Here is a 25,031-nt window from a genome sequence, read left to right on the forward strand (position 1 = left end):
CTGTCACAGCGCATATGTTATGGGCTGAGCCGGAAAGCTGGAGGCCGCCGTGGCGGAACCTGAGATATTGCTGAGCAAGGGGCGCTACCGTGCCCGGCTTGCTGCGGGTGCCGATGATGTGGCGGCGGCACAGGCGCTGCGGACACTGTGTTTCCGGACCGCCGCCGCCGACAGCGACCCCTTTGACAGCCGGTGCACCCATGTTCTGGTGGAGGAAAAGGCCAGCGGCGCGCTGGTCTGCTGTTTCCGGCTGCTGCTGCTGGAGGGCGGCGCAGTGCTGGAGCAAAGCTATTCGGCGCAATTCTATGATCTTTCTGCGCTCCAAAACTTTGCGGGGCGGATGGCGGAGCTGGGCCGCTTTTGCACGCACCCGGAATGGCAGGATCCCGACATCCTGCGTATCGCCTGGGGGGCATTGACGGGCCTTGTAGACGGGCAGGGGGTGCAGATGCTGTTTGGCTGCTCCTCCTTTGCGGGCACCTCGGCCGAGCCCTACAAGGATGCCTTTGAATTGCTGCGGCAGCGGTATCTGGCGCCTGCGCAGTGGCGCCCGGCTGAAAGGGCGCCTGAGGTGGTGCGTTTTTCCGTGGAGTCGCCGCGGACGGCAGATGCGAAGAAGGCACTGCAGGCGATGCCGCCCTTGCTGCGGGCCTATTTGGCGATGGGCGGCTGGGTCAGCGGTCATGCGGTGGTGGACCGGCAGATGAACACGCTGCATGTCTTCACCGGCCTTGAGACCGGCGCAATTCCTGACGCCCGCAAGCGGCTGCTGCGGGCAGTGGCCGGGTGATTATGAGTATTTCAGGAAAGATGAACGGGGAGCGTTGACGGGATTTGGCCGCCGGGGTAGCTGGCTGGCATGGCACGTATTCCTCTTTTGCAGATGTCCGGCATTTCCCTCACCTTCGGGGGTGATCCGGTTTTTTCGAACCTTGATCTGGTGGTGCAGCCCGGCGACCGGGTGGCGCTGGTGGGCCGCAACGGCTCGGGAAAATCCACGCTGATGAAGGTGATGGCGGGGATTGTTGAAGCCGATCAGGGCGACATCGTGGTGCCGCCGGGCAAATCCGTCGGCTACATGGAGCAGGACCCGAAGATGGAGGGGTTCGCTACCTTAGGCGATTTTGCCGCCAGCGAGTTGGACCCCGGCGAAATGTACAAGGTGGAACGCGCGGGCGAGGGGCTGAAATTTGATCCCGCAAGGCCGGTGGAAACTGCCTCCGGCGGCGAGCGGCGGCGCGCGGCGCTGGCCAAGCTGATGGCCGAAGCGCCGGACCTGATGCTGCTGGACGAGCCGACCAACCATCTGGATATCGAGGCGATCACCTGGCTGGAGAATGAGCTCAAAGGCACCCGCGCGGCCTTTGTGCTGATCTCCCACGACCGGGCGTTTCTGCGGGCGCTGACCCGCGCCACCCTGTGGGTGGACCGCGGCGAGGTGCGCCGCCAGGAAAAGGGGTTTGAGCATTTCGAGGCCTGGCGCGACAAGACCTGGGAAGACGAGGACATGCAGCGCCACAAGCTGAACCGGCTGATCAAGTCGGAAAGCCGCTGGGCGGTCGAGGGCATTTCTGCCCGGCGCAAGCGCAACATGGGCCGGGTGCGGGCGCTGCAGGATCTGAAGGCGGAACGCGCGGGCCAGATTAAGCGCCAGGGTGCGGCTGAGATGGCGCTGGAGGCCGGGCCGAAGTCGGGCCGCAAGGTGATTGAGGCCGAAGGTCTGAGCAAGGCGTTTGGCGGCAAGGAGATCGTCAGGGATTTCTCACTGAAAGTGCAGCGCGGCGACCGGGTGGCCTTTGTCGGCCCCAATGGCGCGGGGAAAACTACGCTGCTGAAGATGCTGCTGGGGATGGAAAACCCGGATGCGGGTTCTGTGAAGCTGGGCACCAATCTGGAGATCGCCCTGTTCGACCAGACCCGTGACCAGCTGGACGGCGATTCGACCCTTTGGGAGAACCTGACGGCCGATCCGCTGCTGGGCATATCCGGCAAGGCTGATCAAGTGATGGTGCGCGGCCAGCCCAAGCATGTGGTGGGCTACCTGAAGGAGTTCCTGTTCGACGAGCGCCAGGCGCGGGCGCCGGTTCGGTCGCTGTCGGGCGGCGAGAAGGCGCGGCTGTTGCTGGCGCGGCTGATGGCGCGGTCCTCGAACCTGCTGGTTTTGGACGAACCGACCAACGATCTGGATGTGGAGACGCTGGACTTGCTGCAGGAGCTGTTGGACAACTACGACGGTACTGTGCTTTTGGTCAGCCACGACCGGGATTTCCTGGACCGGGTGGCAACCACCACCATTGCGATGGAAGGCAATGGGCGGGCCACGGCCTATGCCGGCGGCTGGAGCGATTACATCGCGCAGCGCGGGCCGCTGGAGGTTTCTGAGAAAGCGGAGAAGGTGAAGCCTGCAAAGGCGAAGCCCAAGCAGGAGAGCCAGCCCAAGGACGGGCTCAGCTTCAAGGAGAAGCACCGGCTGGAGGCGCTGCCTGCGGAGATCGAACGGCTGGAAGCGGAGATCGGCAAGCTGCAGGAGCTGATGAGCGATCCCGAGCTGTTCACCCGCGAGCCGGTCAAGTTCAAGAAGGCCACCGAGGCGCTGGTGGAGCGGCAGGAAAAACTGGCTGCAGCCGAAGAGGAATGGCTGGAGCTGGAGGAGAAGGCTGGGGCCTGAGGCCGGTTCCCCAGTTAGGTCAGTACGCCTGACCAAATGTTTCGCGCGCGAAACATTTGGTCAAGGATGCTGCCGTAATGATTTGGAAAGTATTAAGAAAGTTGAATCGCGGGTGAAGGCGGCGGGCGCTGGATTTACCCTTTGATTACCCCTGCCGGAGGCGGGCGGGATTGCCGGTGACGGTCTGGTCCGCGGCGACATCTTTGGTCACCACGGCGCCCGCGCCGACGATGGCGCCGTCGCCGATGGTGACGCCCGGCAGGATGATCGCGCCGCCGCCGATCCAGACATCTGCGCCAAGGGTGACGGGAAGGGCGATCTCCAGCCCCGTGGCCCGCAACTCCCTGTCTTTATGGTGCTGGGCGCAGTAGATCTGCACGTTCGGACCCAGCATAGTGCCATCGCCGATGCTGACGGGGGCGGTGTCCAGAATGGTGCAGCCCGCGTTCATGTAGACGTTGTTGCCTAGCCGGATGTTGATGCCGTAGGCGCAGTGAAACGGCGCCTCGATCAGGCAGTTTTCACCGTGGGCGGTGAAGAGGTTGGCGAGCGGCGGGCTGAGGTTCTCAGCCGGGTCAGGCAGTGCGCTGTTGTGCTGATGCACCGCAACCCGGGCCTGGTGGCGCAACGCGGAGAGTTCGCTGTCCAGGCAACAGTACCATTCCCCTGCCTGCATTTTCTGCCGTTCGGATTTGTTCATCGGCGCCTCCTGACCCGGAGTGAAGGGCGGGCGGCATCGATTGTCAATTGCGGGTGTGCTCCCGCGCCCGCAGGCGCCCTGGCTTTGCCAAGGCGCCCTTGTGCGGCCTTGGGCCGGGCACCGCTGGTGCGGTGCCCGGCGGGCAGCAGCTCAGGCGGTTTGGGTCATCTCATTCAGGGTGAAGGCGGCGACTGCACCCTCGGTTGCCGCCATATAGGCGGCCAGATGCGGTGCGTTCATGTGCTGCTGCCACAGCTCCCGCGATTCCCAGGTTTCGTAGAACACGAAAAAACCGGGCGTCTGATTGTCCTGGTGCAGGTCATAGCGGATGCAGCCGTCCTCAGCGCGGGTGATGGGCACCAGCTTTTCGAGTTCAGCTTTGACCAGGGCTTCCTTGCCGGGCTGGGCGGTAATCTGGGCGAGAATTGTCAGGGCCATTTGGGCCTCCTGTTCTTGAGGGATGTGACGGGACGGGATATGGCTGCACGGTGTATTCTGCGCAAGAACGCACATTTTGTGAGGGTAGGTACAAAATGGATACTGTAGATCAGGGCGAAAGCCGGGCCGCACGGTTCGAGACTTACGATTGCAGCGGCGGCTGCCCGGTTGAGGCGGCGCTGGAGCAGATCTCCGGCAAGTGGAAGGGGCTGATCGTCTATCACCTGCTGCCCGGCACCTTGCGGTTCAATGCCCTGGCGCGGGCGCTGGGGGATGTGACGCAGCGCAGCCTGACCAAGCAGCTGCGGGAGCTGGAGGCGGATGGCATCGTGCACCGCAAGGTCTATGCCGAGGTGCCGCCGCGGGTGGAATACAGCCTGACCGGCAAGGGACAGGCGCTGCGCCCGGTGATCGAGGCGCTGGCGGCCTGGGGTGCCGGGCCGGGGAGCTAAGGCAGCGGCTTGGCAAGAAACTCCCGCGGCCGTAGGTGCCCTGGCTGCGCCAAGGCGCCTTTGTGCGGTCGTGGGCCGTTCGTTGCTGCGCAACGCTGAAGGTTTTGCTGAGAAGCGCTTCAGGGGCAGGTTTGCCCTGAAGGCGCGGTATCGAGTGTGTTTGCCGCTGCTTGCGCATCAAGGATGAACCGTGCTGCGCACGGCGGCTGCGCCGTCCTTGACCCGGAATCAGCAGCAGAGGTCAGCGCATGCGCAGGGCGCCGTCTATGCGGATGACCTCGCCGTTGAGGTAGCCCATCTCGACGATGAAGCCGGCGAGACGGCCGTATTCGCGCGGGTCGCCCAGGCGGGCGGGGTTGGGAACGTCGGCGGCCAGCTGCTGCTGCACCTCTTCCGGCAGGCCGGCCAGCATCGGGGTCATGAAGATGCCGGGCGCAATGGTCATCACCCGGATGCCGGAGGACGCGAGATCGCGGGCCATTGGCAGGCACATGCCGGCAACCCCGCCCTTGGAGGCGGCATAGGCGGCCTGACCCTTTTGCCCGTCAAATGCCGCGATGGAGGCGGTGTTGATGATTACGCCGCGGGCGTTGTCCGCATCGGGCGCGTTCTTGGCGATCTCGACAGCGGCGAGGCGGGCGACGTTGAAGGTGCCGACCAGGTTGATGTCGATGGTGCGCTTGTAGGCATCCAAGGGGTGCGCGCCCTCCTTGCCCACGGTCTTGGCGCCGATGGCGATGCCCGCGCAGTTCACGCAGGCGGTGATCTTGCCCATCTTCTCTGCCGCATGGGCGATGGCAGCGGAAACCGACTCCTCGCTGGTCACGTCGGTCTGGGCAAAGTGGCCGCCGATTTCCTCTGCCACTTGGGCACCGCGTTCGGCGTTGCGGTCGAGGATGGTGACCTGGGCGCCTTGTTCGGCGAAGTAGCGCGCGGTGGCCTCACCCAGGCCGGAGGCGCCGCCGGTGACGACGGCTGCGGTGTCTGCAAGTTTCATGAGCGGGGCTCCTCCCGGTTATCTGAACATGTGTTCATATAATGGAGAGGCTGGGCACCTGTCCAGCGGGACGGGACGTCGCGGACTTACGAGAAACCTGTCAGGCCATTTGCTGCCGGTCGAGCAAGGCCAGCGGGCGCAGGAGGCGGCCCAGCGGCGGCCAGAGACCCCAGGTGCCGCCCAGACGGTGCAGATGGGCGCCGGTGCCGAGTTTGAAGCGGGCAAGGCCTGGGGCGTCCTCGGTATTGATGAGGCCGAGGTCGAGCCGGCAGATGCCCTTGGCGGCGAGCCAATTGGCGGCCTCCCACAATAGGAGGGGATGGGCGCTGAGCTGTTTGCCGCGCGCGGTGGTGTGGGCGATGTGGTAGGTGGCGGTGCTGCCGTGGGTCAGGATCAGGATGGCGGCAACCGCTTCCTTGCCCTCAAACGCCTGGAAGAGTTTTGCCTGGCCCTTGTTTTCGCGGGTATAGGCGAGGGTGAGGCCAATGGGCCAGCTGCGGTAGCCGCGCTGTGTTTGCTGTGCCGCGTCGGCCTGGAACAGCCAGTGGCGCACGTCATGCGGCAGGTTCTGGCGGGTGAGGCGGAGGTTTTGCGCTTCTCCGTGCTTCAGCCGGTTGCGCCATTTCTGATGCAGGGCGGCGCGGCGCTGCTCTGCATCGCCTGTCAGGTCCCAGAGCGCGGCATGGGCTGGCGTGGCCAGCGGCACGGCGCCGAGGCGGGCAAGATGCGGCGCCGGGGATTCGGGCGACAGGATCAGCGGGGTGCGGGCGAGTCCGTCTGAACGCAGGGCGGACATTAGCGGGGCTGGACTGGAAAGGTCAGCCCGGTTCACCATTGCCAGCTTCAGCCCGCCGGGGAAGCGGCGGCGCAGCACAAGTGTGCCGTCCAGCGTCAGTGGCTCCTGGCCGCAGGCCATCAGCGCGCGGGCGAACTCCGGCGATTGCTGGAGCGCGCGGGGTTGGGGGCGGGCGGTAGCTGCTGCGGGCAGATCGGGATCGGGGGCGCTGTCGAACATGGGGTTATTAACGCGCTGGAAACCTAAATCATGGTTAATTTCAGGCATGAAGAAAGCAAAACAGATCATGGGGCAGGCGGCAGCCGCCCCGCGGATGACCAAGGTAGCGGCGCTGCTGATTGCGATCACCCTGTCTGTGCCGGTGTTTTTAGTGCTGACGCTGGTGGAAGCGCTGTTTTTCTGAGGCAGGATGATTTGCTGAGAGGCGTTTAAGGTCAGGTCTGCCCTTAAGCGCCTTTTTGAGTGTATCCTGGCCTTCCCCGCCTCAAGGGTGAACCGTGCTGCGCCCGGCCGCATGCGCGGCCCTTGACCCGGGGCTGGCTTGAGGGAGGCGTTGCGAGGATGTGCTGGTGCGTCGCCAAGCGGCGCCCGGCCCAACCTTGAGGACCCGTCTTTGACGGGGCTGGAACGGGTGGGAGCATCTGCGGGCAAGAAAAAAGGGAGCGCAAGGGCTCCCTTTTCCTTCTCATATCCAGATGGATCAGCCGCCCAGCTTGACCAGCGCGTGGCGTTTCTTGCCGGCGCTCAGCTTGATTGGCGAGGACAGCGCGCCTGCGTCGATCATCAGGCCTGCGTCGGTCAGCGGCTGGTCGTCGATCCGGGCGCCATTCTCGGAGATCAGCCGCTTGGCGTCCTTGCCGGATTTGGCGAGACCGGATTTCACGATCAGCTGCACGATCGAGATGCCGTCGCCCAGGTCCGCAGGGGACAGCGAGAGTGTGGGCAGGTCGTCGCCGACACCGCCCTTCTCAAACACTTCTCGCGCGGTGGCTTCTGCCGCCGCGGCAGCTTCGGCGCCGTGCAGGAGGGTGGTCACCTCATTGGCGAGGATCACCTTGCCCTCGTTGATCTCGGAGCCTTGCAGAGCGCCGATGCGCTCGCATTCCTCCACCGGCAGCTCCGTGTAGAGCTTCAGGAACCGGCCCACGTCGGCGTCGGTGGTGTTGCGCCAGAACTGCCAGAACTCATAAGGGCTGCGCATGTCGGCGTTGAGCCAGATCGCGCCTTCGGCGGTCTTGCCCATCTTCTTACCGTCGGAGGTGGTCAGCAGCGGCGAGGTGAGGCCATAGACCTCATGTTCGATGGTGCGGCGCGTCAGGTCGATGCCGTTGACGATATTGCCCCACTGGTCCGAGCCGCCCATCTGCAGGATGCAGCCGTAGCGGTTGTTCAGCTCCATGAAGTCATAGGCCTGCAGGATCATGTAGTTGAATTCGAGGAAGCTGAGCGACTGCTCGCGGTCGAGGCGGGATTTGACGCTCTCGAACGACAGCATCCGGTTCACCGAGAAATGGCGGCCGATGTCGCGCAGGAATTCCAGGTAGTTCAGCCCGTCCAGCCATTCGGCGTTGTTCAGCATCAGCGCCTTGTTCGGGGCGTCGGTTTCATAGTCGATGTAGGCGGAAAACACCTTCTTGATGCCAGCGATATTGTCGTCGATCTGTGCTTCGGTCAGCAGCGGGCGCTCATCGGCGCGGAAGGAGGGGTCGCCCACCTTGGTGGTGCCGCCGCCCATCAGGGTGATCGGCTGGTGGCCGGTCTTCTGGAACCAGCGCAGCATCATGATCTGAATGAGCGAGCCGACGTGCAGCGATTTCGCTGTCGCGTCAAAGCCGATATAGGCCGGGCGCACACCTTGCAGCAGGGCGTCGTCCAGGCCCTGATAATCGGTGCAGTCCGCGAGGAACCCGCGTTCCATCATGACTGCGACGAAATCCGATTTCGGTGTGTAGGTCATAACATGCCTCGGTCTATGGTTTTGCACCATGCCCTATAAATCGCATTGGCGCCGGTTGGAACCTGTTTTCCCGGCAAATTATGCGCTGTAGTATCCCCTGCAACGGGCGGTACGGCCCGGATCCAGAAGGATGGGGGCAGGCCATGAGCAGGGCCATTGCAAAAACGGGTGCGGTCAGGGCGCTGGGCGCGATGAGCGGCACCTCGCTGGACGGGGTGGATGCGGCGGTTGTGGTGACCGACGGCGCGCGCATTCACGCATTCGGCGAGAGCAGCTACCGCGAGTATTCCGCCGCAGAGCGCAGCGTGCTGCGGGCGGGGCTGGGCAAATGGGCCGGGCCGGAAGTGGACGCCGCGGCAGAGGTTTGCGATGCGGCCCATGCGGCGGCGCTGGCGGAGTTCGGTGATGTGGAGATCATCGGCTTTCACGGCCAGACCCTGGCCCATGCGCCGCGGCTGCAAGGCACATTGCAGGTGGGTGACGGTGCAGCATTGGCCGAAACGCTGGGCAAGCCTGTGGTCTGGGACTTCCGCACTGATGACGTGGCCATGGGGGGCGAGGGCGCGCCGCTGGCGCCGTTCTTCCACTTTGCCTGCGCCAAGTATATCGGCGCTGAGCGGCCCTTGTGCTTCCTGAATCTGGGCGGGGTTGGCAACCTCACCTATGTGGATCCGCGGTTTGACAGGCCCGAGCAGCCGGGTGCGCTCTTGGCCTTTGACACCGGCCCGGCCAATGCGCCGGTCAATGATCTGGTACAGGAACGGTTGGGCATTCCCTGGGATGCGGACGGCAAGGTGGCGCGGTCCGGCACCGTGGAAACAGGTGCGCTGGAGCTGTTCCTGGCCGAGCCCTATTTCGCAAGAATGCCGCCCAAGTCGCTGGACCGGAACGATTTTGCCGAGATGGTCGGACTGGTCAATGAACTGAGCGATGCCGATGCGGCTGCCACCCTGATCGCCATGTGCGCCGCCGCCGTGGCGCAGGGCATGGAACATTGCCCTGAGCCGCCGGAGGTGGTGCTTGTCACCGGCGGCGGGCGGCACAACCCGGTGCTGATGGAGATGCTGCGGGTGTCGCTCGATTGTCCGGTAAAGCCGGTGGAGGACGCAGGGCTGGACGGTGACATGCTGGAGGCGCAGGCCTTTGCCCATCTGGCGGTGCGGGTGGCGCGGGGAATGCCGACATCGGCGCCTGGCACCACCGGTGTCAGCGCCTGTGTCGGCGGCGGTGTGGTAAGCGTGCCGGGGGCGTAAGGTTGTGACCGGGCGGACAAGAAACTTCGAAGTTTCTTGGCAAATTTCTTTGAAGAAATTTGTGCGGCCTCTGGCGGCGGATCAGCGGGAGAGCTGGCGGAGGTAGCCCGCCGTGAACTCGCCGTACCCGTCTGACGTCGACTTCAAATGCGCGCGGGTGATGGCGTGAAAGGCGGGCAGCTGGTGAAAGGGCACATTCGGGAAAGAGTGGTGCTCTGCGTGATAAGGCATGTTCCAGGCCACAAACCGCACCAGCCGGTTGGTGAAAGTGGTGCGGGAGTTTTCAAGCATGTTCGCCACCGGGGGGCAGAGACCGTGTTCCGCCAGCAGGTAGGCGCGTAAGGCAGGCTGGCCGATCAGCAGCGGCACAACCCACAGCCACAGAACCATCGGCGAGACCAGCAGGCTCAGCAGCGCGGTGGAGTAGATCGCCAGCAGCAGGCGCGCCTCCAGCCGCATGGCCGCGTGGCGGCGTTCCGGCAGGTAGGGCGCGGTGATGGTGCCAAAAGCGTTGCGCAAGAGAGTTGCCGCCATGCCGCGCCAGTAGCCCCAGCCGCTCAGGTATTTCAGCCATTGAGCGAAGGTCTCCGGCCGCCCTCCGTGTTCCAGCTCCGGGTCGCGCTGAGGATCGTTGGTGTATTTGTGATGCGCCAGGTGGAAGTAGCGGAACCAGACAAAGGGCAGGGCGATGGCGACGGCGCAGAAATGACCTGCGGCCTCATTCATCCAGCCGCTTCGGAACGGGGTTTTATGGGTGCACTCATGAGACAGGGTGAACAAGAAGACCAGAAGCACCCCCTGCGGCAGCATCAGAAGCGGCCAGAGGGGCACTTGCAGCGCAATGCCGGTTGAGCAGGCGCCGAGCGCCGCCAGATACAGCGCCAGATGCCGCAGCCCCGCCGCGTCAGACCGGGCCGTCAGGGTAGCCTTGGTCTGTGGCGGCAGCGATTTGATGAGACGCGTGTGATCCGGTTCTGCAGACATATGGACAGTCTTGTCCAGACCGGCGATTCGCTGCAAGGGGCGGATCAGCTGCGCGGGATGTCAAAACCGGGGGCGGCCAGTTCGAAGCCTTCAAACTCGAATCCCGGCGAAACGGTGCAGCTGGCCAGTGTGAACGCGCCGGTGGTGCCGGCGGCCTGCCAGTGGCCCGTGGGCACGATCAGCTGCGGTGCGCCTTTGGTCAGGTCCGGGGTCAGCAGGTGGTCCTGCACCGGGCCTTCATCTGTCGCAGCCATTGACAGCACCAGCGGCGCGCCGGCGTGGTACAGCCAGATTTCGGTGGCGTCGACGCGGTGCCAGTGGCTGCTCTCGCCAGCCTTCAAAAGAAAGTAAATACAGGTGCCTGTGGGGCGGCCTTCATTTTCCGCACGCCAGGTTTCCTTGTACCAGCCGCCCTCCGGATGCTGCTGCAGGCCCAGGTGCTCGATGATCCGGTCTGCGTCCATTGCTGCTCTCCCCGCTTTGGTGCTGGTAAATCTCTATTCCAGTCATATGTTTGGGCCATGACACTCATGATCCCCTTTGACAACACCTATGCTGCCCTGCCGGGGCAGTTCTACTCCAAACTGCCGCCGCAGGCAGTGAAGGCGCCCAGGCTGGTTGCGTTTAACGAGGATCTGGCGCGGATCATGGCGATCACGCCCGGTGAGGCGGTGGAGATGGCAGAGGTGTTCAGCGGCAATCAGGTGCCGGAGGGGGCCGATCCGCTGGCGCAGCTATATTCCGGACATCAGTTCGGCACCTACAATCCGCAGCTGGGCGACGGGCGCGCGATCCTGCTGGGGGAGACGGTAGGGACGGACGGCCAGCGCCGGGACATTCAGCTGAAGGGGGCGGGGCGAACGCCGTACTCCCGCAACGGGGACGGGCGCGCTTGGCTGGGGCCGGTGCTGCGCGAATATGTGGTGAGCGAGGCGATGCATGCGCTTGGCATCCCGACCACGCGGGCGCTGGCGGCCGTGGAGACCGGCGAGACCGTATGGCGCGAGGGCGGCCTGCCCGGCGCGGTGCTAACCCGGGTGGCGGCAAGCCATCTGCGGGTGGGAACGTTTCAGGTATTTGCGGCACGCGGCGACAAGGCGAGCCTCAGGCAGCTGATAGACTATGCCATTGCCCGCCACTACCCGGAGGCTGATGGCCCGATGGGGCTGCTCAGCGCGGTGCGTGATGCGCAGGCCGAGCTGATTTCTGCATGGATGTCCGTGGGCTTTATCCACGGGGTGATGAACACCGATAATTTCTCGATCTCCGGCGAGACCATCGACTACGGGCCTTGCGCCTTCATGGATGTGTACCACCCGCATACGGTGTTTTCTTCGATCGACCGGGGGCGGCGCTATGCCTATGCCAACCAGCCCACGATTGCGGTCTGGAATCTGGCGCAGCTGGCAACCGCGCTGATCCAGCAGATGGACGACCCGCAGGCAGGTGTCGAGCAAGCAACGGAGATCGTGCATGCGATGCCCGCACTGACAGAGGCGGCCTGGCTGCGGCGGTTCCGGGCCAAGCTGGGGATCACCACGGAGCGGGACGCGGACCTGGAACTGGTCACCTCTCTGCTGGGTCGGATGGCGGAGAACCAGAGTGATTTCACCAATACCTTCCGCGCTCTGGCGGATGGCACGGCGCGGGATCAGTTCACCGATCCGGCAGCTTTTGATGCCTGGGCGGAGGACTGGCAGGCGCGGCTGGAAGACGAACCGGACCCGCAGGCGGTCATGCGTGCGGCGAACCCTGCCTTCATTCCACGCAACCATAGGATCGAGGAGATGATTGCCGGTGCGGTGGCAGGCGACTATGCGCTGTTCCACCGGCTGAACACAGTGCTGGCCAACCCTTACGAGGACCAGCCGGAGCATAGTGATCTGCAGCGTCCGCCGCTGCCCGAAGAAGTGGTGCAGGCAACCTTCTGCGGCACCTGATCTGCTCCTTTCTGATTGAAAATACCCGCGGGGGTGAAGTGAGCTGCAGGCTCAAGAGGGGGAGGCAGCCCCCCTTTTTAACCTTCTGCGGCGTGATGCCGGTTGTGCTTGGATGGCGTCCTGCCCCACACTCCGATTGAGACCCGGGACAAGCAGATGCCACAAAGACCCCCGCCGGACACGCTGCGGATTGCCACCTACAACATCCAGAAATGCGTCGGCCTGGACCTGCGCCGGCGGCCGGAGCGTATTCTGCAGGTGCTGGCCGGGTTGAAGGCGGATGTGGCGGTGCTGCAGGAGGCGGATAAGCGATTGCCGCCGCGCCCGGCGGCGCTGCCGCATTTCCTGGTCGAGGAGACCGGCTGGAGGGCCGCGGATCTCGGCGGTGCGGGGTCCTTGGGCTGGCATGGCAATGCGGTGCTGTACCGGAATGGGGTGCAGCTGCGGGCAAAGGGGCATATCGCGCTGCCCGGGCTTGAGCCGCGCGGGGCGGTCTGGGCGGAGCTGGACACGGCGCTGGGCCCGGTGCGGGTGATCGGCGCGCATCTGGGGCTGACAGGCAGGGCCCGGCGCGAGCAGATGCATGCGCTGGCGCGGGCCGCGAAACGCGATGACGCCGCGGTGGTTCTGGCAGGGGATTTCAACGAATGGTCGCGCGGGGCGGTGCTGGAGCATATCGCCCCGGCGCTGAATTTTCTGCCGCCGAAACCGAGTTTTCCAGCGCTCAGGCCGCTGGGCGCGCTGGATAGGATCGCCCATTGCAAGCGGCTGACGGCGGTGGCGCATGGGGTGCATGGCAAAAGGCCCGCGCATATCGCCTCTGACCATCTGCCGGTCTGGGCGGATCTGCGGGCGGTCTAGCGAAGCGAGGGAGCTCCCGCGCCTTTCCAGGGAAATTGCCTGGGCAATTTACCGTCAGGCTTGGGCCGGGCGCTGCTGCGCAGCGCGGAGTATTTTCTGCTGAGAGGCGCTTAAGGGCAGGTGTGCCCTTAAGCGCCATTTCAAGTGTGTTTTCCGCCAGCGCCGCGTCAAGGGCAAGCCGCGCGTGCCGCGCGGTCCCTGCGGGACCCTTGACCCGGCGCTGGCGGGGAAGGCTTAGCGCGCGCGCTGTTTCTGGCCGCGGCGCTGGGCGTTGCCGGGCTTGCTGCCCTGGGGTTTGCCCTGGCTGTTGCCGCCGCCGCTGCCGCCACGGCGGCGCTGGCCGCCGGGTTTGCCGCCGCCGCGGCGCCCGTTGGGACGGCCACCGGGCTTGCCCGCGGGGGCTGCCGGATCAGGCATCGCTTCCCAGGCGCGGCCGGAGGCGGTGGGGATGGTGATTTTCATCACTTTCTGGATCGCCTTCAGCTCTTCCATCTCATCCGGGGCGCACAGCGCAATTGCCTGGCCGTCCTTGCCCGCACGCGCGGTGCGGCCGATGCGGTGCACATAAGCGTCGGGCACGTTGGGCAGTTCATAGTTGTAGACGTATTTCACATCCGGAATGTCGAGGCCGCGGGCCGCCACATCGGTAGCAACCAGCACCTTGATCTCGCCCGCCTTGAAGGCCGCCAGGGCGCGTTCGCGCTGGCCTTGGGATTTGTTGCCATGGATGGACGCCGCGGCAAAACCTGCCTTGTCCAGCGTCTTCATCAGCTTCTCCATGCCCCATTTGGTGCGGCCGAAGACCAGGGTGCGCTCATCCTTGTGTTCGTTCAGCAGTTCCTTCAGCAGGTCAAGCTTGGCGGCCTTGGCGATGAAATGCACCGACTGGGTGATCTTGTCGGCGGCCTTGCCCGGAGGTGAAACCTCGATTCGGACGGGGCTTTGCAGGTAGGAGTTGGCGATCTCGTTCATCTGCTTGGGCATGGTGGCCGAGAACAGCATGGTCTGGCGTTCCGCGGGGATCAGAGCAGCGATCTTGCGCAGGGTGTGGATGAAGCCCAGATCCAGCATCTGGTCGGCTTCGTCGAGCACCAGGAAGTCGCAGGAAGCCAGGTCCAGCGCGCCGCGGTCGAGGATGTCGATCAGGCGGCCCGGAGTGGCAACCAGGATGTCGGTGCCCTTGGCGATGCGGGCGATCTGCGGATTGATGGAGACGCCGCCGACCACCAGGCCGACTTTCATCGGGGTGCCTTCAGTGAGGCCCTTCAGCGTGTCGGCGATCTGGTTGGCCAGTTCGCGGGTCGGTGCCAGAACCAGGCCGCGCACGGTCATCGCGGCGGGCTTGCGGCCGTATTGCATCATTTGCGCGATCAGCGGCACGCCGAAAGCAGCGGTTTTGCCGGTGCCGGTCTGCGCGAGGCCCAGCACGTCCTTGCCATTGAGGGCATGGGGAATGGCGCGCGCCTGGATCGGGGTGGGGTCGTTCAGACCCATGTCCTTGAGGCGCGCGAGGAGCTTTTCAGGCAGCCCCATGGTCGAAAATTCAGTCACGTATCGTCCTTTCACGGCCCTGCAGTCTGCACGGGCCGGAGTCCGCTGCATGGCAGCGGTGTCTTGCGGGGCAGGGACCTCGGGCGCGCGCTGGCCGGATGCCAGGCCGCTGGCCTCTGCAATCCCCACGCGTGATTTTGGGAATGGCGGCATATCACTAGACCCCGGAACTGTGGTTTGTGCGCAGGTTGCGCGTCCGGTCAATGGCCTCTGCTCACGCGGCAGGGAGGGATGCCTGGGTGCCAAATGGCTGTGGATAAGCTGTTTGTCAACCATTGATACGGTTGAAAAGCCTGTTTTCGCCGCAGAACGCATCCGCTAAAGAGGAAGACCAGAAAACCGCGAGGAAGATATGCAAAAGACGATTATCGCCCGATGCGAAGCCAAGGGGCTCCGCATGACCGGCCAGCGCCGGGTGATTGCCCAGGTGCTGCAGGACAGCGATGATCACCCGGATGTCGAGGAGCTGTACGCCCGCGCCAGCGCAAAAGACGCCGGGATTTCGATTGCCACGGTTTACCGCACGGTCAAGCTGTTCGAGGAGGCGGGCATTCTGGAGCGGCTGGAGTTCGGCGACGGGCGCGCGCGCTACGAGGACGCCGAGCGCGAGCATCATGACCATCTGATCGACATGAACACCGGCGAGGTGATCGAGTTCTGCGATCCGGAGATTGAGGAGCTGCAGGAGCGGATCGCCCGCAAGCTGGGCTATGAGCTGCGCGGGCACCGGCTTGAGCTCTACGGAGTGCCGCGCAAGGCGGAGTAGGCTAGCGGGGGTGTTTTCCAGCCCAAAGCCCGGTTGTGCGGGTAGCTGGTGTTCGGCTTATCACAAATATTGATGTGTGTGCTCACGTCTTGTCATGGGCCGGGGTCGGAAACGGAGTTGTCCGGCACCTTGTGCTGATGTCATTTGCCCGGATGGTCCGGCGTGCTGCCGGTCCGCATTACGGGACGCGCGAAAATGAACAACCTGCACGGCATTCTTCTGGTCATCGCCTCTATGGCGTTCTTCACGCTTGAAGACATGTTCATCAAACAGCTGTCAGGCACTTTGCCGGTTGGGCAGATCCTGATCTGCCTTGGTATTGGCAGCGGGCTGGTCTTTGCGGTGATGGCAAAGATGCAGGGCCACAAACTGTTTGCGCCGCGGTCCTGGCGTCTGCGCCCCGTGCTGCGCGCGGGGACAGAGGCGGTGTCGGCGATGGGCTTTGCTTCGGCGCTGGCGCTGGTTGATATCTCGGTTGTGGCCGCCGTTTTCCAGGCGACGCCGCTGGTGATCACAATGGGCGCTGCGCTGTTTCTGGGTGAACAGGTCGGCTGGCGGCGCTGGCTGGCGATCTGCGTTGGCTTTGCCGGGGTGCTGCTGATCATCCGGCCGGGTCTGGACAGTTTTGAGCCTGCGGCGCTCTTGGTGGTGATAGCGGTGCTGGGCGTCGCCACGCGGGATCTGATGACCCGGGTGATGGACAGCGCCGTTCCCTCTACCGTCGTCAGTTTCCAGGCGTTTTTGGCAGTCATTCCTGCGGGCCTGCTGCTGTTGGCCTTCACCCCCGGTGAGGCGCAGGTGATGGAGCAGAATGAATACCTGATGATGGCAGGCGGCGTTCTGTTCGGGGTCTTGGGCTATTACGGCATTGTCACGGCGATGCGGGTGGGGGATGCCTCGGCGGTGACACCGTTCCGCTATACCCGGCTGCTGTTCTCGATCCTGGCGGGCGTTCTGGTTTTTGGCGAGCGGCCCGATGCGCTGACCATGACCGGGGCGGCGCTGATCATCGGGTCGGGGCTTTACACCTTTGTGCGCGAGCAACGGCTGGCACGGCGGGCCCGCCGTGCGGCGGCGGCTGCGGCCTGACGTCCCGGCTGGCGAAATTCCTCTGCCCTGTTGGCGCAAACAGCGCCTTGTTAGCCCTAACCTGCCGCTTTTATGCGTGTTAGCGATAACGATCCCGGTTTACTTTCCTGCAGCGGCTGGTATGACGCTGGCAGCAAAACGCGCCGCTTTCAGGCCAAACCAAGGATGGACAGATGAGCACCATTATCGACATTCACGCCCGTGAGATCCTCGACAGCCGGGGCAACCCGACGGTTGAGGTCGACGTGATCCTGGAAGACGGCACCATGGGCCGTGCAGCCGTGCCCTCGGGTGCCTCGACCGGTGCCTATGAGGCGGTGGAGAAGCGCGACGGTGACAAGTCCCGTTACATGGGCAAAGGCGTGCTGGAAGCGGTGGCCGCGGTGAACGGCGAGATCGCCGAGGAGCTGGTCGGCTTTGATGCTACCGAGCAAGTTGCGGTCGATCAGGCGATGATCGAACTGGACGGCACCGAGAACAAGGGCCGCCTGGGCGCCAACGCCATTCTGGGCGTGTCGATGGCGGTGGCCAAGGCCGCGGCCGATTTCACCACCCAGCCGCTCTACCGTTATATCGGCGGCACCTCGGCCCGGGTTCTGCCGGTGCCGATGATGAACATCATCAACGGCGGCGAGCATGCCGACAACCCGATCGATATTCAGGAATTCATGATCATGCCGGTGGCCGCGGAAAACATCCGCGACGCGGTGCGCATGGGCTCTGAAGTGTTCCACACCCTGAAGAAAGAGCTGTCGGCGGCGGGGCTGTCGACCGGGATCGGCGACGAGGGCGGCTTTGCCCCCAACATCGGCTCCTCCCGCGAGGCGCTGGACTTCATCCTGAAGTCGATCGAGAAAGCCGGCTACAAGCCCGGTGAAGAGATCTACCTGGCGCTCGATTGCGCCGCGACCGAATACTACAAGGACGGCAAATACGTGCTGGCGGGCGAGGGCAAGTCGCTGTCCAGCGAAGAAAACGCTGACTATCTGGCCGCACTTGTCAATGACTACCCGATTATCTCCATCGAAGACGGCATGTCCGAGGACGACTGGGACGGCTGGAAGCTGCTGACCGACAAGATCGGCAATTCCGTGCAACTGGTGGGCGACGATCTGTTCGTGACCAACCCGGCGCGTCTGGCTGAGGGCATCGAGCGCGGCGTGGCGAACTCGATGCTGGTGAAGGTGAACCAGATCGGCTCCCTGACCGAGACCCTGAAGGCTGTCGATATGGCCCATCGCGCGCGTTACACCAACGTGATGTCGCACCGCTCCGGCGAGACCGAGGACGCCACCATTGCCGACCTCGCGGTTGCCACCAACTGCGGCCAGATCAAAACCGGTTCGCTGGCGCGCTCTGACCGGCTTGCCAAGTACAACCAACTGATCCGTATCGAGGAGGCGCTGGGTGAAGTGGCAGAATACGCAGGCCGCTCGATCCTGAAGTAAGATTGCGAAGCCCCGCCTCTCCGGCGGGGCTTCTCATTTTGAACCACACATAGATGTTCCGATTTGATACCGTATTTCTCTATCTGTTGAGCTGGCCGGTTCTGCGGGACAGTTTTGACCGTTTGCTTTTCCTGTTTCAGACTCATGACGGGTTGCCTCTTGTGGACCAGCGCTATGCTGATCACCCACTGGCGTCAGCTGTCCACCTAATTCCTGGTATCGTGTTCTTTCTGATTGGCCCCCTTCAGTTTTCCCCCGTGGTCCGAAGGCGTTTTCCCAAGGCTCACCGGGCGCTGGGCCAAGTGTTCATTCTAAGCGGGGTGATTTCAAGCCTTGGCGTAATGCATATGGTGATGGTCTTCCCGGCGCTTGGCGGGGTTCTGACACAGGCAGTTACTTTCGCAATTTGCATCAGCTTGATGGCGGCTATGGCTTTCGCATACCGTTTTGCTCGCCTGCGGAAATTCGGAATGCACATGCGTTTGATGCGGCTGGCTTTTGCCCTTGGACTGACGGTCTCCACTGCGCGGGTTTACATTGAACTGGCAAATCAGTTGCTTTCTGTCCCCTTTGAACAGAGTTTTACCGCAGCATCGGCGGTGGGTTTGGTGACAAATCTGGCTGTTCTTCTTGTCCTGGAGGCGCGTGCGGGCGTTTTCCATAAGGCGTTGAGGTTTTGATGATTTACCTCTGACCCATACTCAGTCTCTCCTTAAGTAAGAGGTAGTTTGCTGGCTATTCGGCTGGGCGAGGCGGCAAGTTTCCGCGAGTTTTCGTTTCTCTGAGAAACCCTATGCGGGTATTGCCGAATGATGGTAAATCTGGTGCAGGCAAAACTGAGCTGAAAAGATGAAAGCGGCAATTATCCTGACAGGTTTGCCCGGTAGCGGGAAATCCGCACTTGGGCATGTCTTGGCGCGGCAACTGAGCTGGCCCTGTCTGGACAGGGATGACTTCCTGGAAGCCTTGTCTGTGCGCGCGGCTGATGCCACGCCGGAGCAGCGCAGGCGGCTGGAGCAGGAATGCGACCGCCTGTTTCAAACCGCCGCTGAAGCGCTCAGCCACTGTGTTCTGGTGGCTCAGTGGCAGCCGCGCGTAGGGGCGGCTGGTTTCGGAACGCCAGCTGGCTGGTTGCAGCAGTATGAGACCTTGGTGGAGGTGCATTGCGCCTGCAGTGCCGAAGTTGCTGCGGAAAGGTTCGGCTCAGCCAAAAGGCGTCTTGAAGACCTGAGCAGCCGGGGTGATGTTCTGAAGTGGCTTCAAGTACTCGAAGCCGGCTACCCTCTGCAGGCGGGGCGGCTGATTTCTGTGCCGTGCGGCCTGGAATTCGACGCTGAGCAGCTGGGCCGTGCCTTGGCCGCAGAGCTGGCAGAGACGTAAGAAATCCCCATTTCGGCATATGTGGCCCGGATCACAGACGCTCACGCTGGCGTCATGTAGCCTGTTCTTACGCGGCGCAATGCAGCCGCGGGAAAGGGGAGCAAGCCATGACGATGCGGGCTTTGCGCACAGTGGCAATCTGTGCAGTTCTTTCGACCCTTCTGGGATGCAGCGGACCGGGAACCTACCCATTCAGCGGCCAGGCCGCGTCACCGGACGATCCGGTCCAGCGGCTGAATCTTGGCGGTGAAATACGCTGATGCCAGGGATGCGGCTTGACCGCAGGCTGCATCGGGAGATCTGGCGCCCTGGCCGGGGGGAGGGCGCCAGATCGTGAATTCTTAGCACGGGGCGGTGTAATAGGTGCCGTCGCCGCGGGAATATGCGCACTGCCGGGTCTGGTTGTTCTGCGCAACCAGCGTGCCTGCGGCGGCGCCGCCGAGCGCTGCGATCAGGCGCCAGTCGTCGTCTGCCTTGAGCGCGTCAGCTGCGATTAGGCCGGCTGCGGCACCGCCTGCCACACCGGCAACGGTGCGCTGTTCCGGGGTCAGATTGGTACAGGCCCCGAGGCCCAGTACAGCGGAACTTGCAAGTGCAGGGATCCAGCGGAAAGTCATTTGATATCTCCATTTTCAGGTCCAGGGTGGCCATGTTTCAGGCCGCAGACGGGACTATAACGCCGGCCTCAGGAGGATGGTTCCGCATAAATGCGCGCTTTGGGGACAGCAGCGCAAAACTGCCGGAGGGGGGCGCACAGCGGCGGGCTTTTGCCGGGGAGGGGTGGAAAGCCCGCCGTGACGTGCCGGGATTTTCAGTGAAACAGCCGCGTGGCCTTTGTAATAGACACGGGTGGCCAGCTGGGGTTAATTTGATCATATTATTGGCATGTATTGGGGGAAATCCTTTGAACGGCACCAGCATTGAAGTTCGCCAGCTTGTTCCAGGCGAGGCTGCTGTTGCATCGCGATTCATTGCTGCATTGCTGGAGGAGCTTAGCGGTGGCGAGGCCGTGCAGTCTGACCAGTTGCTGCCTGTTGCGGAAGAAGTGCTGCGAACCGGCTCTGTTGCCGGTTTTGTTGCGGCCACCGCTGGGCGGCAGGTTGGGCTGCTCATGCTCAATGAATGCGCAGCAGTCTATGCGGGCGGGCGGTTTGGCGAGATCACCGAGCTTTATGTGGAACCGGACTGGCGTTCAAAGGGCGTGGCCGCGGCACTGGTTGCCGCGGCATCCGAGCATGGGCGCCAGCACGGCTGGAAGCGATTGGAGGTCGGGGCTCCGGATCAGCCGGCCTGGGCGCGGACCTTGGCATTTTACAAACGGAGCGGGTTTCAGGAGGTCGGCCCGCGGCTGCGCTGCCTGCTGTAAACGCTAGAGGCTCTTGCTCATCAGGATGTAGTTCTTGCGCGGTTGAAACCGGGTGCGCAAATACAGCCTTTGCGCGGTCTCGTTTTCCCGGTCGACCTCCAGATGCAGGGCGCGCATGCCGGCCGTTGCCAGCGATTTCGGCAGCTCGGTCAGCACTTCAGTGGCGATGCCGCGGCCGCGCACGGCGGGGCGGATATAGAGCTCATCCACGAAACCGTCCATGCCGCCGAATTCCACGGACCAGCCGAAAGTGATGACGATGTAACCTATCGGCGCGCGGGTGGGGCCGATCAGGTAGACGGCGCCATAAGGGTGGCCGTTCAATAGCGGCTCGATTCCGGCGCGGCGGTGCTCGTCGCTGCTTTCCAGCCCGGATTCGGCATGGAAGGCGGCAACCAGTGCCAGCACGGTTTCCAGATGTTCCGGTTTGGCGAGATGCAGTGCGGCGCTCATAGGCGGGCGAGCCTTTCGGTCAGAAGGGTGAAGAAGCCGTCCGCGTCAGCATCACCGATGAAAAGGGCATTGGGCTTGCGGTTTGCAACGCCCCACCAGTCGGCGACGGTCATACCGAGGGTGAGGTCCGAACTGGTTTCGATCTCGACGTTCACATGACGGCCGGAAAACAGCTCTGGCTGCAGCAGCCAGGCGATGACGCAGGGGTCGTGCAGCGGGCCGCCTTCTGAGCCGTATTTCTCCACATCGAAGCGCTCGAAGAAATCCAGCATCTCCGCAGTGAAATGGCCAACCCGGGTATCAAGCGCGCGGATCGCCTCGACGCGCGGCTTGGTGGCCAGCACCTTATGCGTGACATCCAGCGGCATCACCGTGAGCGGCGCGCCGGATCTGAACACGATTTCAGCAGCTTCCGGGTCGACGTAGATGTTGAATTCCGCGGCTGGAGTGATGTTTCCGACCTCGAAATAGGCGCCGCCCATCATCACGATCTCCTGCACCCGGTCGATGATGTCCGGGGCGGTGTTGAAGGCGGCGGCAACATTGGTCAGCGGCCCAAGAGTGCAGAGCGTGACAGTGCCGGGTTCGTGGCGGCGCAGGGTTTCGATGATGAAATCGACGCCGTTCCCCTCGGCCAGCGGCATCTGCGGCTCCCATAGGGCAGGGCCGTCCAGGCCGGTCTGGCCGTGCACGTGTTCGGCAGTGATCAGCGGGCGGGCGAGCGGCGCCTTGCTGCCTGCATAGATAGGCACATCGGTACGGCCCGCGGCCTCGCAGACGATACGGGCGTTCTTACTGGTGAGCTCCAACGGCACATTGCCGGCCACGCAGCTGATGCCGAGCAGGTCGAGCTCTTCCGGGCTGGCCAGTGCCAGCAGGATGGCGACGGCATCGTCCTGGCCGGGATCGGTGTCGATGATGATTTTTCTGGCGCTCATGGCGGTCTCCGCGGGATCGTGAACCGGGAGACTACGCGCAGTTTCACCGGGATTGAACCGCTGCTGTGCAGGTCCGCGCAAATTTCACGGGATTTTCTGCGACGGAAGTTTGCTGCGCCCGCGTTTGCTTTCTATAGTTGCCTGACGCGGCGTCACGGACGGGATGGTTCGCAGGCGCAGGCGATGATTTCTCGGCCCGCATTGTGGGCTTTATTGGTACGGCATTGGTTGGCCGGAAACACATTGATTTGCATGGGGAAAACAAGACATGCCCAAAGAGCCCAAGGTTGTTGGCGATATCCTGAAAGACAAGAAGATGACCGCCGCTTACATGGATTACTGCAAGCGGCGCTATTGCCTGAACGAGTTCATGTTCACCCAGAACAAGGGCAACGCGGAATCGCTGTGGACCCGCTACATGGACCAGAAGAAGGGCAAGGAACCGGTCAACATCACCTCCAAGACGCATCTGGCAGCCAAGGCGCTGGCCGACAAAGGCGACTTCAAGCACGCCGACTGGAAGAAGATCATCGCGACCGGCAAGGAAGAGGTCGTGAAGATGCTGAACAAGGATGTGATGGGGTTCACTGGCGGCGACGAATACAAAAAATACGTGGCTGAAAACGGAATGGGCGATCCTAAGAAGGCGGCCAAGCTGCTGGGTATCACTGACGTGAAGAAGCTGAAGGAAGTGATGGTGAACGTCGCCGTCGACGATAAGAAAACCGCCGAGAAGCTGTGGAAAGAGCTGGCGAAGAAGGAAAAGATCCTTGAGGACTACAAGGCGATTTCATCGTCCTTGAAAAAGGCCAACCTGGTCTGAATCAGCGGACCCAGGGACCCGGCGGCGCTGCCGCCGGGATTCGAGTATTTGGGGAAAGATGAAAGATCTGGGCGCGTTCAGGCGCGCTCGTCGGCCTTTACCGCGTCCCAGAGCGCATCCATTTCCTCCAGGTCACTGTCCTCAGGCCGTTTGCCGCGGGCGGCGAGCTTGGCCTCGACGCCCTCGAAACGGCGGGTGAATTTGGCGTTGGCTGCGCGCAGCGCGGCTTCGGGTTCAACGCCGAGGTGGCGGCCCAGGTTGGCCATCACGAACAACAGATCGCCGAATTCTTCTTCCACCTCAGAGTGGGAGAGGGTGTCGCGGGCCTCAACCAGCTCGGCGCATTCCTCGGTGATCTTGGCGATGACATTGTCAGCCGAGGGCCAATCAAAGCCAACCCGGGCGGCGCGTTTCTGCAGCTTGTAGGCGCGCAGCAGGGCGGGCAGGCCGACGGCGACACCATCCAGTGTGCCTTTCTGCGCCTTTCCAGCGCGTTCTGCGGCCTTGATTGCCTCCCAGTCCTGCGTCTGCTGCTCGGCGGATTTCTCGCGGCTTTCATCGCCGAACACATGCGGGTGGCGGGAGACCATTTTGTCCGACATGGTCCGGACCACGTCCTGAAAAGTGAAATGCCCGGCTTCCTGCGCCATTTGGGCATGGAAGACGGATTGGAACAGCAGATCGCCGAGCTCGCCCTTCAGTTCGTCCCAGGCCTTGCGTTCGATGGCATCGGCAACTTCATACGCCTCTTCAATGGTGTAGGGGGCGATGGTGGCGAAATCCTGTTCGATATCCCAGGGGCAGCCGGTTTGCGGGTCGCGCAGACGCGCCATGATTTCCAGAAGGCGCTCGATACCGGCGGTATGGTCGTGGATCAGGTCTGTTTCTTGCATTGCGGCTGCTCTTTTTCCGGTGTCAGATGCATCATCCCGAGTCTGGAGCAGGAGTCCACCCCGATGCCCGTTGTGAACCGTATTGCCGATTACGCCGAGGAGATGAAGGCCTGGCGGCGGCATCTGCACCAGATCCCGGAATTGGCGCTGGACCTGCCCAAGACCGCCGCCTTTGTGGCGGAGCGGCTGCGGGAGTTCGGTGTGGACGAGCTGCACGAGGGCATCGCACAGACCGGCATGGTGGCGATCATCAACGGGCAGGGCGAGGGGCCGACGATTGGCTTGCGCGCCGATATGGATGCGCTGCCCATCCCGGAGGAAACCGGGGCGGAGTATGCCTCTGGCCATGCGGGCAACATGCATGCCTGCGGCCATGACGGCCATACAACGATGCTGCTGGGCGCGGCGAAATACCTGGCGGAGACGCGCAATTTCAAAGGCCGGGTTGCACTGATCTTCCAGCCCGCGGAGGAAGCGATTGGCGGTGCCCGCATCATGGTCGAGGAGGGCATCATGGAGCGGTTTGATATCGGCGAGGTCTATGCGCTGCACAATGCGCCGGGCCTGCCGGAGGGGCATTTCCTGACCACCCCGGGCGCGCTGATGGCGGCAGTTGATACCTTCCACATCCATATCCAGGGCAAAGGCGGCCACGGGGCGATGCCGCATGAGACCCGCGATCCGGTGATGGCGGCCTGCGGCATGGCGCAGGCGATCCAGACCATCGTCAGCCGCAACCATCACACGCTGGAGGATCTGGTGGTCTCTGTCACCCAAATCCACACCGGCACCGTCGACAACGTGATCCCGGACACCGCCTATATCAACGGCACTGTGCGCACCTTTAACCCGGACGTGCAGAAAATGGTGATGCGGCGGATGAAGGAAATCGTTGCCGGGCAGGCGGCGAGTTACGGCGTCGAGGCGGAGCTTGACTATGAGATCGGCTATCCGGCCACGTTCAACGACGCAGAAAAGACCACCTTTGCGGTGGAAGTTGCCAAGGAGATTTCCGGCGATGCCAATGTAGAGGCTGACGGCGGACGCGAGATGGGGGCAGAGGATTTCGCCTATATGCTGCAGGCACGGCCTGGCTCTTACCTCTTCCTGGGGCAGGGCGACAGCGCCGGGCTGCACCATCCGAAGTATGATTTCAATGACGCAATTGCACCGGTAGGGGCGTCCTTCTTTGCCCGGCTGGTGGAACGCGCGCAGCCTCTGAACGGCTAGAGGCGCTGAGTAATGACAATGGCCCGCTGGGCCTGTATTTGATCAAAA

General features: G+C 63.2%; 27 protein-coding genes. 15 read left to right on the top strand and 12 right to left on the bottom strand.

Annotation, left to right across the window (positions count from 1 at the left end; genetic code table 11):
- Window positions 1-49: 49 nt before the first annotated feature.
- Entirely contained in the window at window positions 50-790 is a 741-nt protein-coding gene (locus GC1_RS00515) for a GNAT family N-acetyltransferase (RefSeq protein WP_019296532.1), read from the top strand.
- A gap of 69 nt (window positions 791-859) precedes the next feature.
- The gene (locus GC1_RS00520; protein ID WP_082020203.1) at window positions 860-2,668 is read left to right on the top strand and encodes an ABC-F family ATP-binding cassette domain-containing protein; all 1,809 of its coding nucleotides are present in this window, start codon (window positions 860-862) and stop codon (window positions 2,666-2,668) included.
- A gap of 145 nt (window positions 2,669-2,813) precedes the next feature.
- Here GC1_RS00520 and GC1_RS00525 read toward each other — a convergent pair whose 3' ends face one another.
- Both GC1_RS00525 and GC1_RS00530 read right to left on the bottom strand, forming a co-directional pair.
- Window positions 2,814-3,368, bottom strand: coding sequence for a sugar O-acetyltransferase (locus GC1_RS00525; RefSeq protein ID WP_019298569.1), 555 nt, complete (start codon window positions 3,366-3,368; stop codon window positions 2,814-2,816).
- 150 nt (window positions 3,369-3,518) lie between these two features.
- Entirely contained in the window at window positions 3,519-3,806 is a 288-nt protein-coding gene (locus GC1_RS00530; protein ID WP_019298568.1) for a putative quinol monooxygenase, read from the bottom strand.
- Between the two features lie 95 nt (window positions 3,807-3,901).
- On the opposite strand from GC1_RS00530, the gene GC1_RS00535 reads away from it, so the two are divergent.
- Window positions 3,902-4,258, top strand: a complete 357-nt coding sequence (locus GC1_RS00535; protein WP_019298567.1) for a winged helix-turn-helix transcriptional regulator — start codon at window positions 3,902-3,904, stop codon at window positions 4,256-4,258.
- Between the two features lie 241 nt (window positions 4,259-4,499).
- Here the strand turns inward: GC1_RS00535 and GC1_RS00540 are convergent, their stop codons facing one another.
- Both GC1_RS00540 and GC1_RS00545 read right to left on the bottom strand, forming a co-directional pair.
- Window positions 4,500-5,255 carry a 3-hydroxyacyl-CoA dehydrogenase gene (locus tag GC1_RS00540; RefSeq protein WP_019298566.1) on the bottom strand — a complete coding sequence of 252 codons (756 nt, stop codon included), beginning with the start codon at window positions 5,253-5,255 and terminating at the stop codon, window positions 4,500-4,502.
- A 100-nt stretch (window positions 5,256-5,355) separates the two neighbouring features.
- Complete coding sequence (locus GC1_RS00545) at window positions 5,356-6,270, bottom strand: GNAT family N-acetyltransferase (protein WP_019298565.1); 915 nt, start codon at window positions 6,268-6,270, stop codon at window positions 5,356-5,358.
- Window positions 6,271-6,316: 46 nt separating this feature from the next.
- Between GC1_RS00545 and GC1_RS22650 the strand changes: the two genes are divergently transcribed.
- On the top strand, window positions 6,317-6,454 hold the full coding sequence (locus GC1_RS22650; RefSeq protein ID WP_019298564.1) for a hypothetical protein: 138 nt from the start codon (window positions 6,317-6,319) through the stop codon (window positions 6,452-6,454).
- A 297-nt stretch (window positions 6,455-6,751) separates the two neighbouring features.
- Here GC1_RS22650 and tyrS read toward each other — a convergent pair whose 3' ends face one another.
- Window positions 6,752-8,008 carry a tyrosine--tRNA ligase gene (gene tyrS, locus GC1_RS00550; RefSeq protein ID WP_019298563.1) on the bottom strand — a complete coding sequence of 419 codons (1,257 nt, stop codon included), beginning with the start codon at window positions 8,006-8,008 and terminating at the stop codon, window positions 6,752-6,754.
- Window positions 8,009-8,151: 143 nt separating this feature from the next.
- On the opposite strand from tyrS, the gene GC1_RS00555 reads away from it, so the two are divergent.
- Complete coding sequence (locus tag GC1_RS00555; protein WP_019298562.1) at window positions 8,152-9,261, top strand: anhydro-N-acetylmuramic acid kinase; 1,110 nt, start codon at window positions 8,152-8,154, stop codon at window positions 9,259-9,261.
- Window positions 9,262-9,342: 81 nt separating this feature from the next.
- Here GC1_RS00555 and GC1_RS00560 read toward each other — a convergent pair whose 3' ends face one another.
- On the bottom strand, window positions 9,343-10,245 hold the full coding sequence (locus GC1_RS00560; RefSeq protein WP_019298561.1) for a fatty acid desaturase: 903 nt from the start codon (window positions 10,243-10,245) through the stop codon (window positions 9,343-9,345).
- Window positions 10,246-10,289: 44 nt separating this feature from the next.
- Window positions 10,290-10,709, bottom strand: coding sequence for a cupin domain-containing protein (locus tag GC1_RS00565; RefSeq protein ID WP_019298560.1), 420 nt, complete (start codon window positions 10,707-10,709; stop codon window positions 10,290-10,292).
- Between the two features lie 57 nt (window positions 10,710-10,766).
- On the opposite strand from GC1_RS00565, the gene GC1_RS00570 reads away from it, so the two are divergent.
- Window positions 10,767-12,185 (top strand): protein adenylyltransferase SelO, encoded by a 1,419-nt coding sequence (locus GC1_RS00570; protein WP_019298559.1) that lies wholly within the window; start codon window positions 10,767-10,769, stop codon window positions 12,183-12,185.
- 156 nt (window positions 12,186-12,341) lie between these two features.
- A complete protein-coding gene (locus GC1_RS00575) occupies window positions 12,342-13,046 on the top strand; it encodes an endonuclease/exonuclease/phosphatase family protein (protein ID WP_019298558.1) in 705 nt (234 codons plus the stop codon).
- A gap of 234 nt (window positions 13,047-13,280) precedes the next feature.
- Here the strand turns inward: GC1_RS00575 and GC1_RS00580 are convergent, their stop codons facing one another.
- Window positions 13,281-14,597 carry a DEAD/DEAH box helicase gene (locus GC1_RS00580; protein ID WP_029205083.1) on the bottom strand — a complete coding sequence of 439 codons (1,317 nt, stop codon included), beginning with the start codon at window positions 14,595-14,597 and terminating at the stop codon, window positions 13,281-13,283.
- 352 nt (window positions 14,598-14,949) lie between these two features.
- Here GC1_RS00580 and GC1_RS00585 point away from each other — a divergent pair, with 352 nt between their 5' ends.
- The 5 genes from GC1_RS00585 (at window position 14,950) to GC1_RS00605 (ending at window position 19,280) form a co-directional block, all read left to right on the top strand.
- Entirely contained in the window at window positions 14,950-15,363 is a 414-nt protein-coding gene (locus GC1_RS00585) for a Fur family transcriptional regulator (protein WP_019298556.1), read from the top strand.
- A 195-nt stretch (window positions 15,364-15,558) separates the two neighbouring features.
- The gene (locus GC1_RS00590) at window positions 15,559-16,452 is read left to right on the top strand and encodes a DMT family transporter (protein ID WP_019298555.1); all 894 of its coding nucleotides are present in this window, start codon (window positions 15,559-15,561) and stop codon (window positions 16,450-16,452) included.
- A 173-nt stretch (window positions 16,453-16,625) separates the two neighbouring features.
- Window positions 16,626-17,900 (top strand): phosphopyruvate hydratase, encoded by a 1,275-nt coding sequence (gene eno / locus GC1_RS00595; protein ID WP_019298554.1) that lies wholly within the window; start codon window positions 16,626-16,628, stop codon window positions 17,898-17,900.
- Window positions 17,901-17,953: 53 nt separating this feature from the next.
- Window positions 17,954-18,580, top strand: coding sequence for a DUF2306 domain-containing protein (locus tag GC1_RS00600; protein WP_019298553.1), 627 nt, complete (start codon window positions 17,954-17,956; stop codon window positions 18,578-18,580).
- A gap of 169 nt (window positions 18,581-18,749) precedes the next feature.
- Window positions 18,750-19,280 (top strand): AAA family ATPase, encoded by a 531-nt coding sequence (locus GC1_RS00605; RefSeq protein WP_019298552.1) that lies wholly within the window; start codon window positions 18,750-18,752, stop codon window positions 19,278-19,280.
- Window positions 19,281-19,621: 341 nt separating this feature from the next.
- On the opposite strand, the gene GC1_RS00610 is transcribed toward GC1_RS00605, so the two are convergent.
- On the bottom strand, window positions 19,622-19,897 hold the full coding sequence (locus tag GC1_RS00610) for a glycine zipper 2TM domain-containing protein (protein ID WP_019298551.1): 276 nt from the start codon (window positions 19,895-19,897) through the stop codon (window positions 19,622-19,624).
- A gap of 197 nt (window positions 19,898-20,094) precedes the next feature.
- Here GC1_RS00610 and GC1_RS22045 point away from each other — a divergent pair, with 197 nt between their 5' ends.
- A complete protein-coding gene (locus GC1_RS22045; protein WP_237754543.1) occupies window positions 20,095-20,646 on the top strand; it encodes a GNAT family N-acetyltransferase in 552 nt (183 codons plus the stop codon).
- Between the two features lie 3 nt (window positions 20,647-20,649).
- On the opposite strand, the gene GC1_RS00620 is transcribed toward GC1_RS22045, so the two are convergent.
- On the bottom strand, window positions 20,650-21,099 hold the full coding sequence (locus GC1_RS00620; RefSeq protein WP_019298549.1) for a GNAT family N-acetyltransferase: 450 nt from the start codon (window positions 21,097-21,099) through the stop codon (window positions 20,650-20,652).
- Window positions 21,096-22,037 carry a nucleoside hydrolase gene (locus tag GC1_RS00625; protein WP_019298548.1) on the bottom strand — a complete coding sequence of 314 codons (942 nt, stop codon included), beginning with the start codon at window positions 22,035-22,037 and terminating at the stop codon, window positions 21,096-21,098. Before GC1_RS00625 ends, GC1_RS00620 begins: the two co-directional genes overlap by 4 nt.
- A gap of 268 nt (window positions 22,038-22,305) precedes the next feature.
- On the opposite strand from GC1_RS00625, the gene GC1_RS00630 reads away from it, so the two are divergent.
- The gene (locus GC1_RS00630) at window positions 22,306-22,860 is read left to right on the top strand and encodes a hypothetical protein (protein ID WP_019298547.1); all 555 of its coding nucleotides are present in this window, start codon (window positions 22,306-22,308) and stop codon (window positions 22,858-22,860) included.
- Window positions 22,861-22,937: 77 nt separating this feature from the next.
- Here GC1_RS00630 and mazG read toward each other — a convergent pair whose 3' ends face one another.
- Window positions 22,938-23,753, bottom strand: a complete 816-nt coding sequence (mazG, locus tag GC1_RS00635) for a nucleoside triphosphate pyrophosphohydrolase (protein WP_019298546.1) — start codon at window positions 23,751-23,753, stop codon at window positions 22,938-22,940.
- 63 nt (window positions 23,754-23,816) lie between these two features.
- Here mazG and GC1_RS00640 point away from each other — a divergent pair, with 63 nt between their 5' ends.
- Window positions 23,817-24,983, top strand: coding sequence for a M20 aminoacylase family protein (locus tag GC1_RS00640; protein WP_019298545.1), 1,167 nt, complete (start codon window positions 23,817-23,819; stop codon window positions 24,981-24,983).
- Window positions 24,984-25,031 lie beyond the last annotated feature (48 nt).

Origin of the sequence: Leisingera sp. ANG1 (genome assembly GCF_000203975.2) — a bacterium.
Classification (GTDB): Bacteria; Pseudomonadota; Alphaproteobacteria; order Rhodobacterales; family Rhodobacteraceae; genus Leisingera.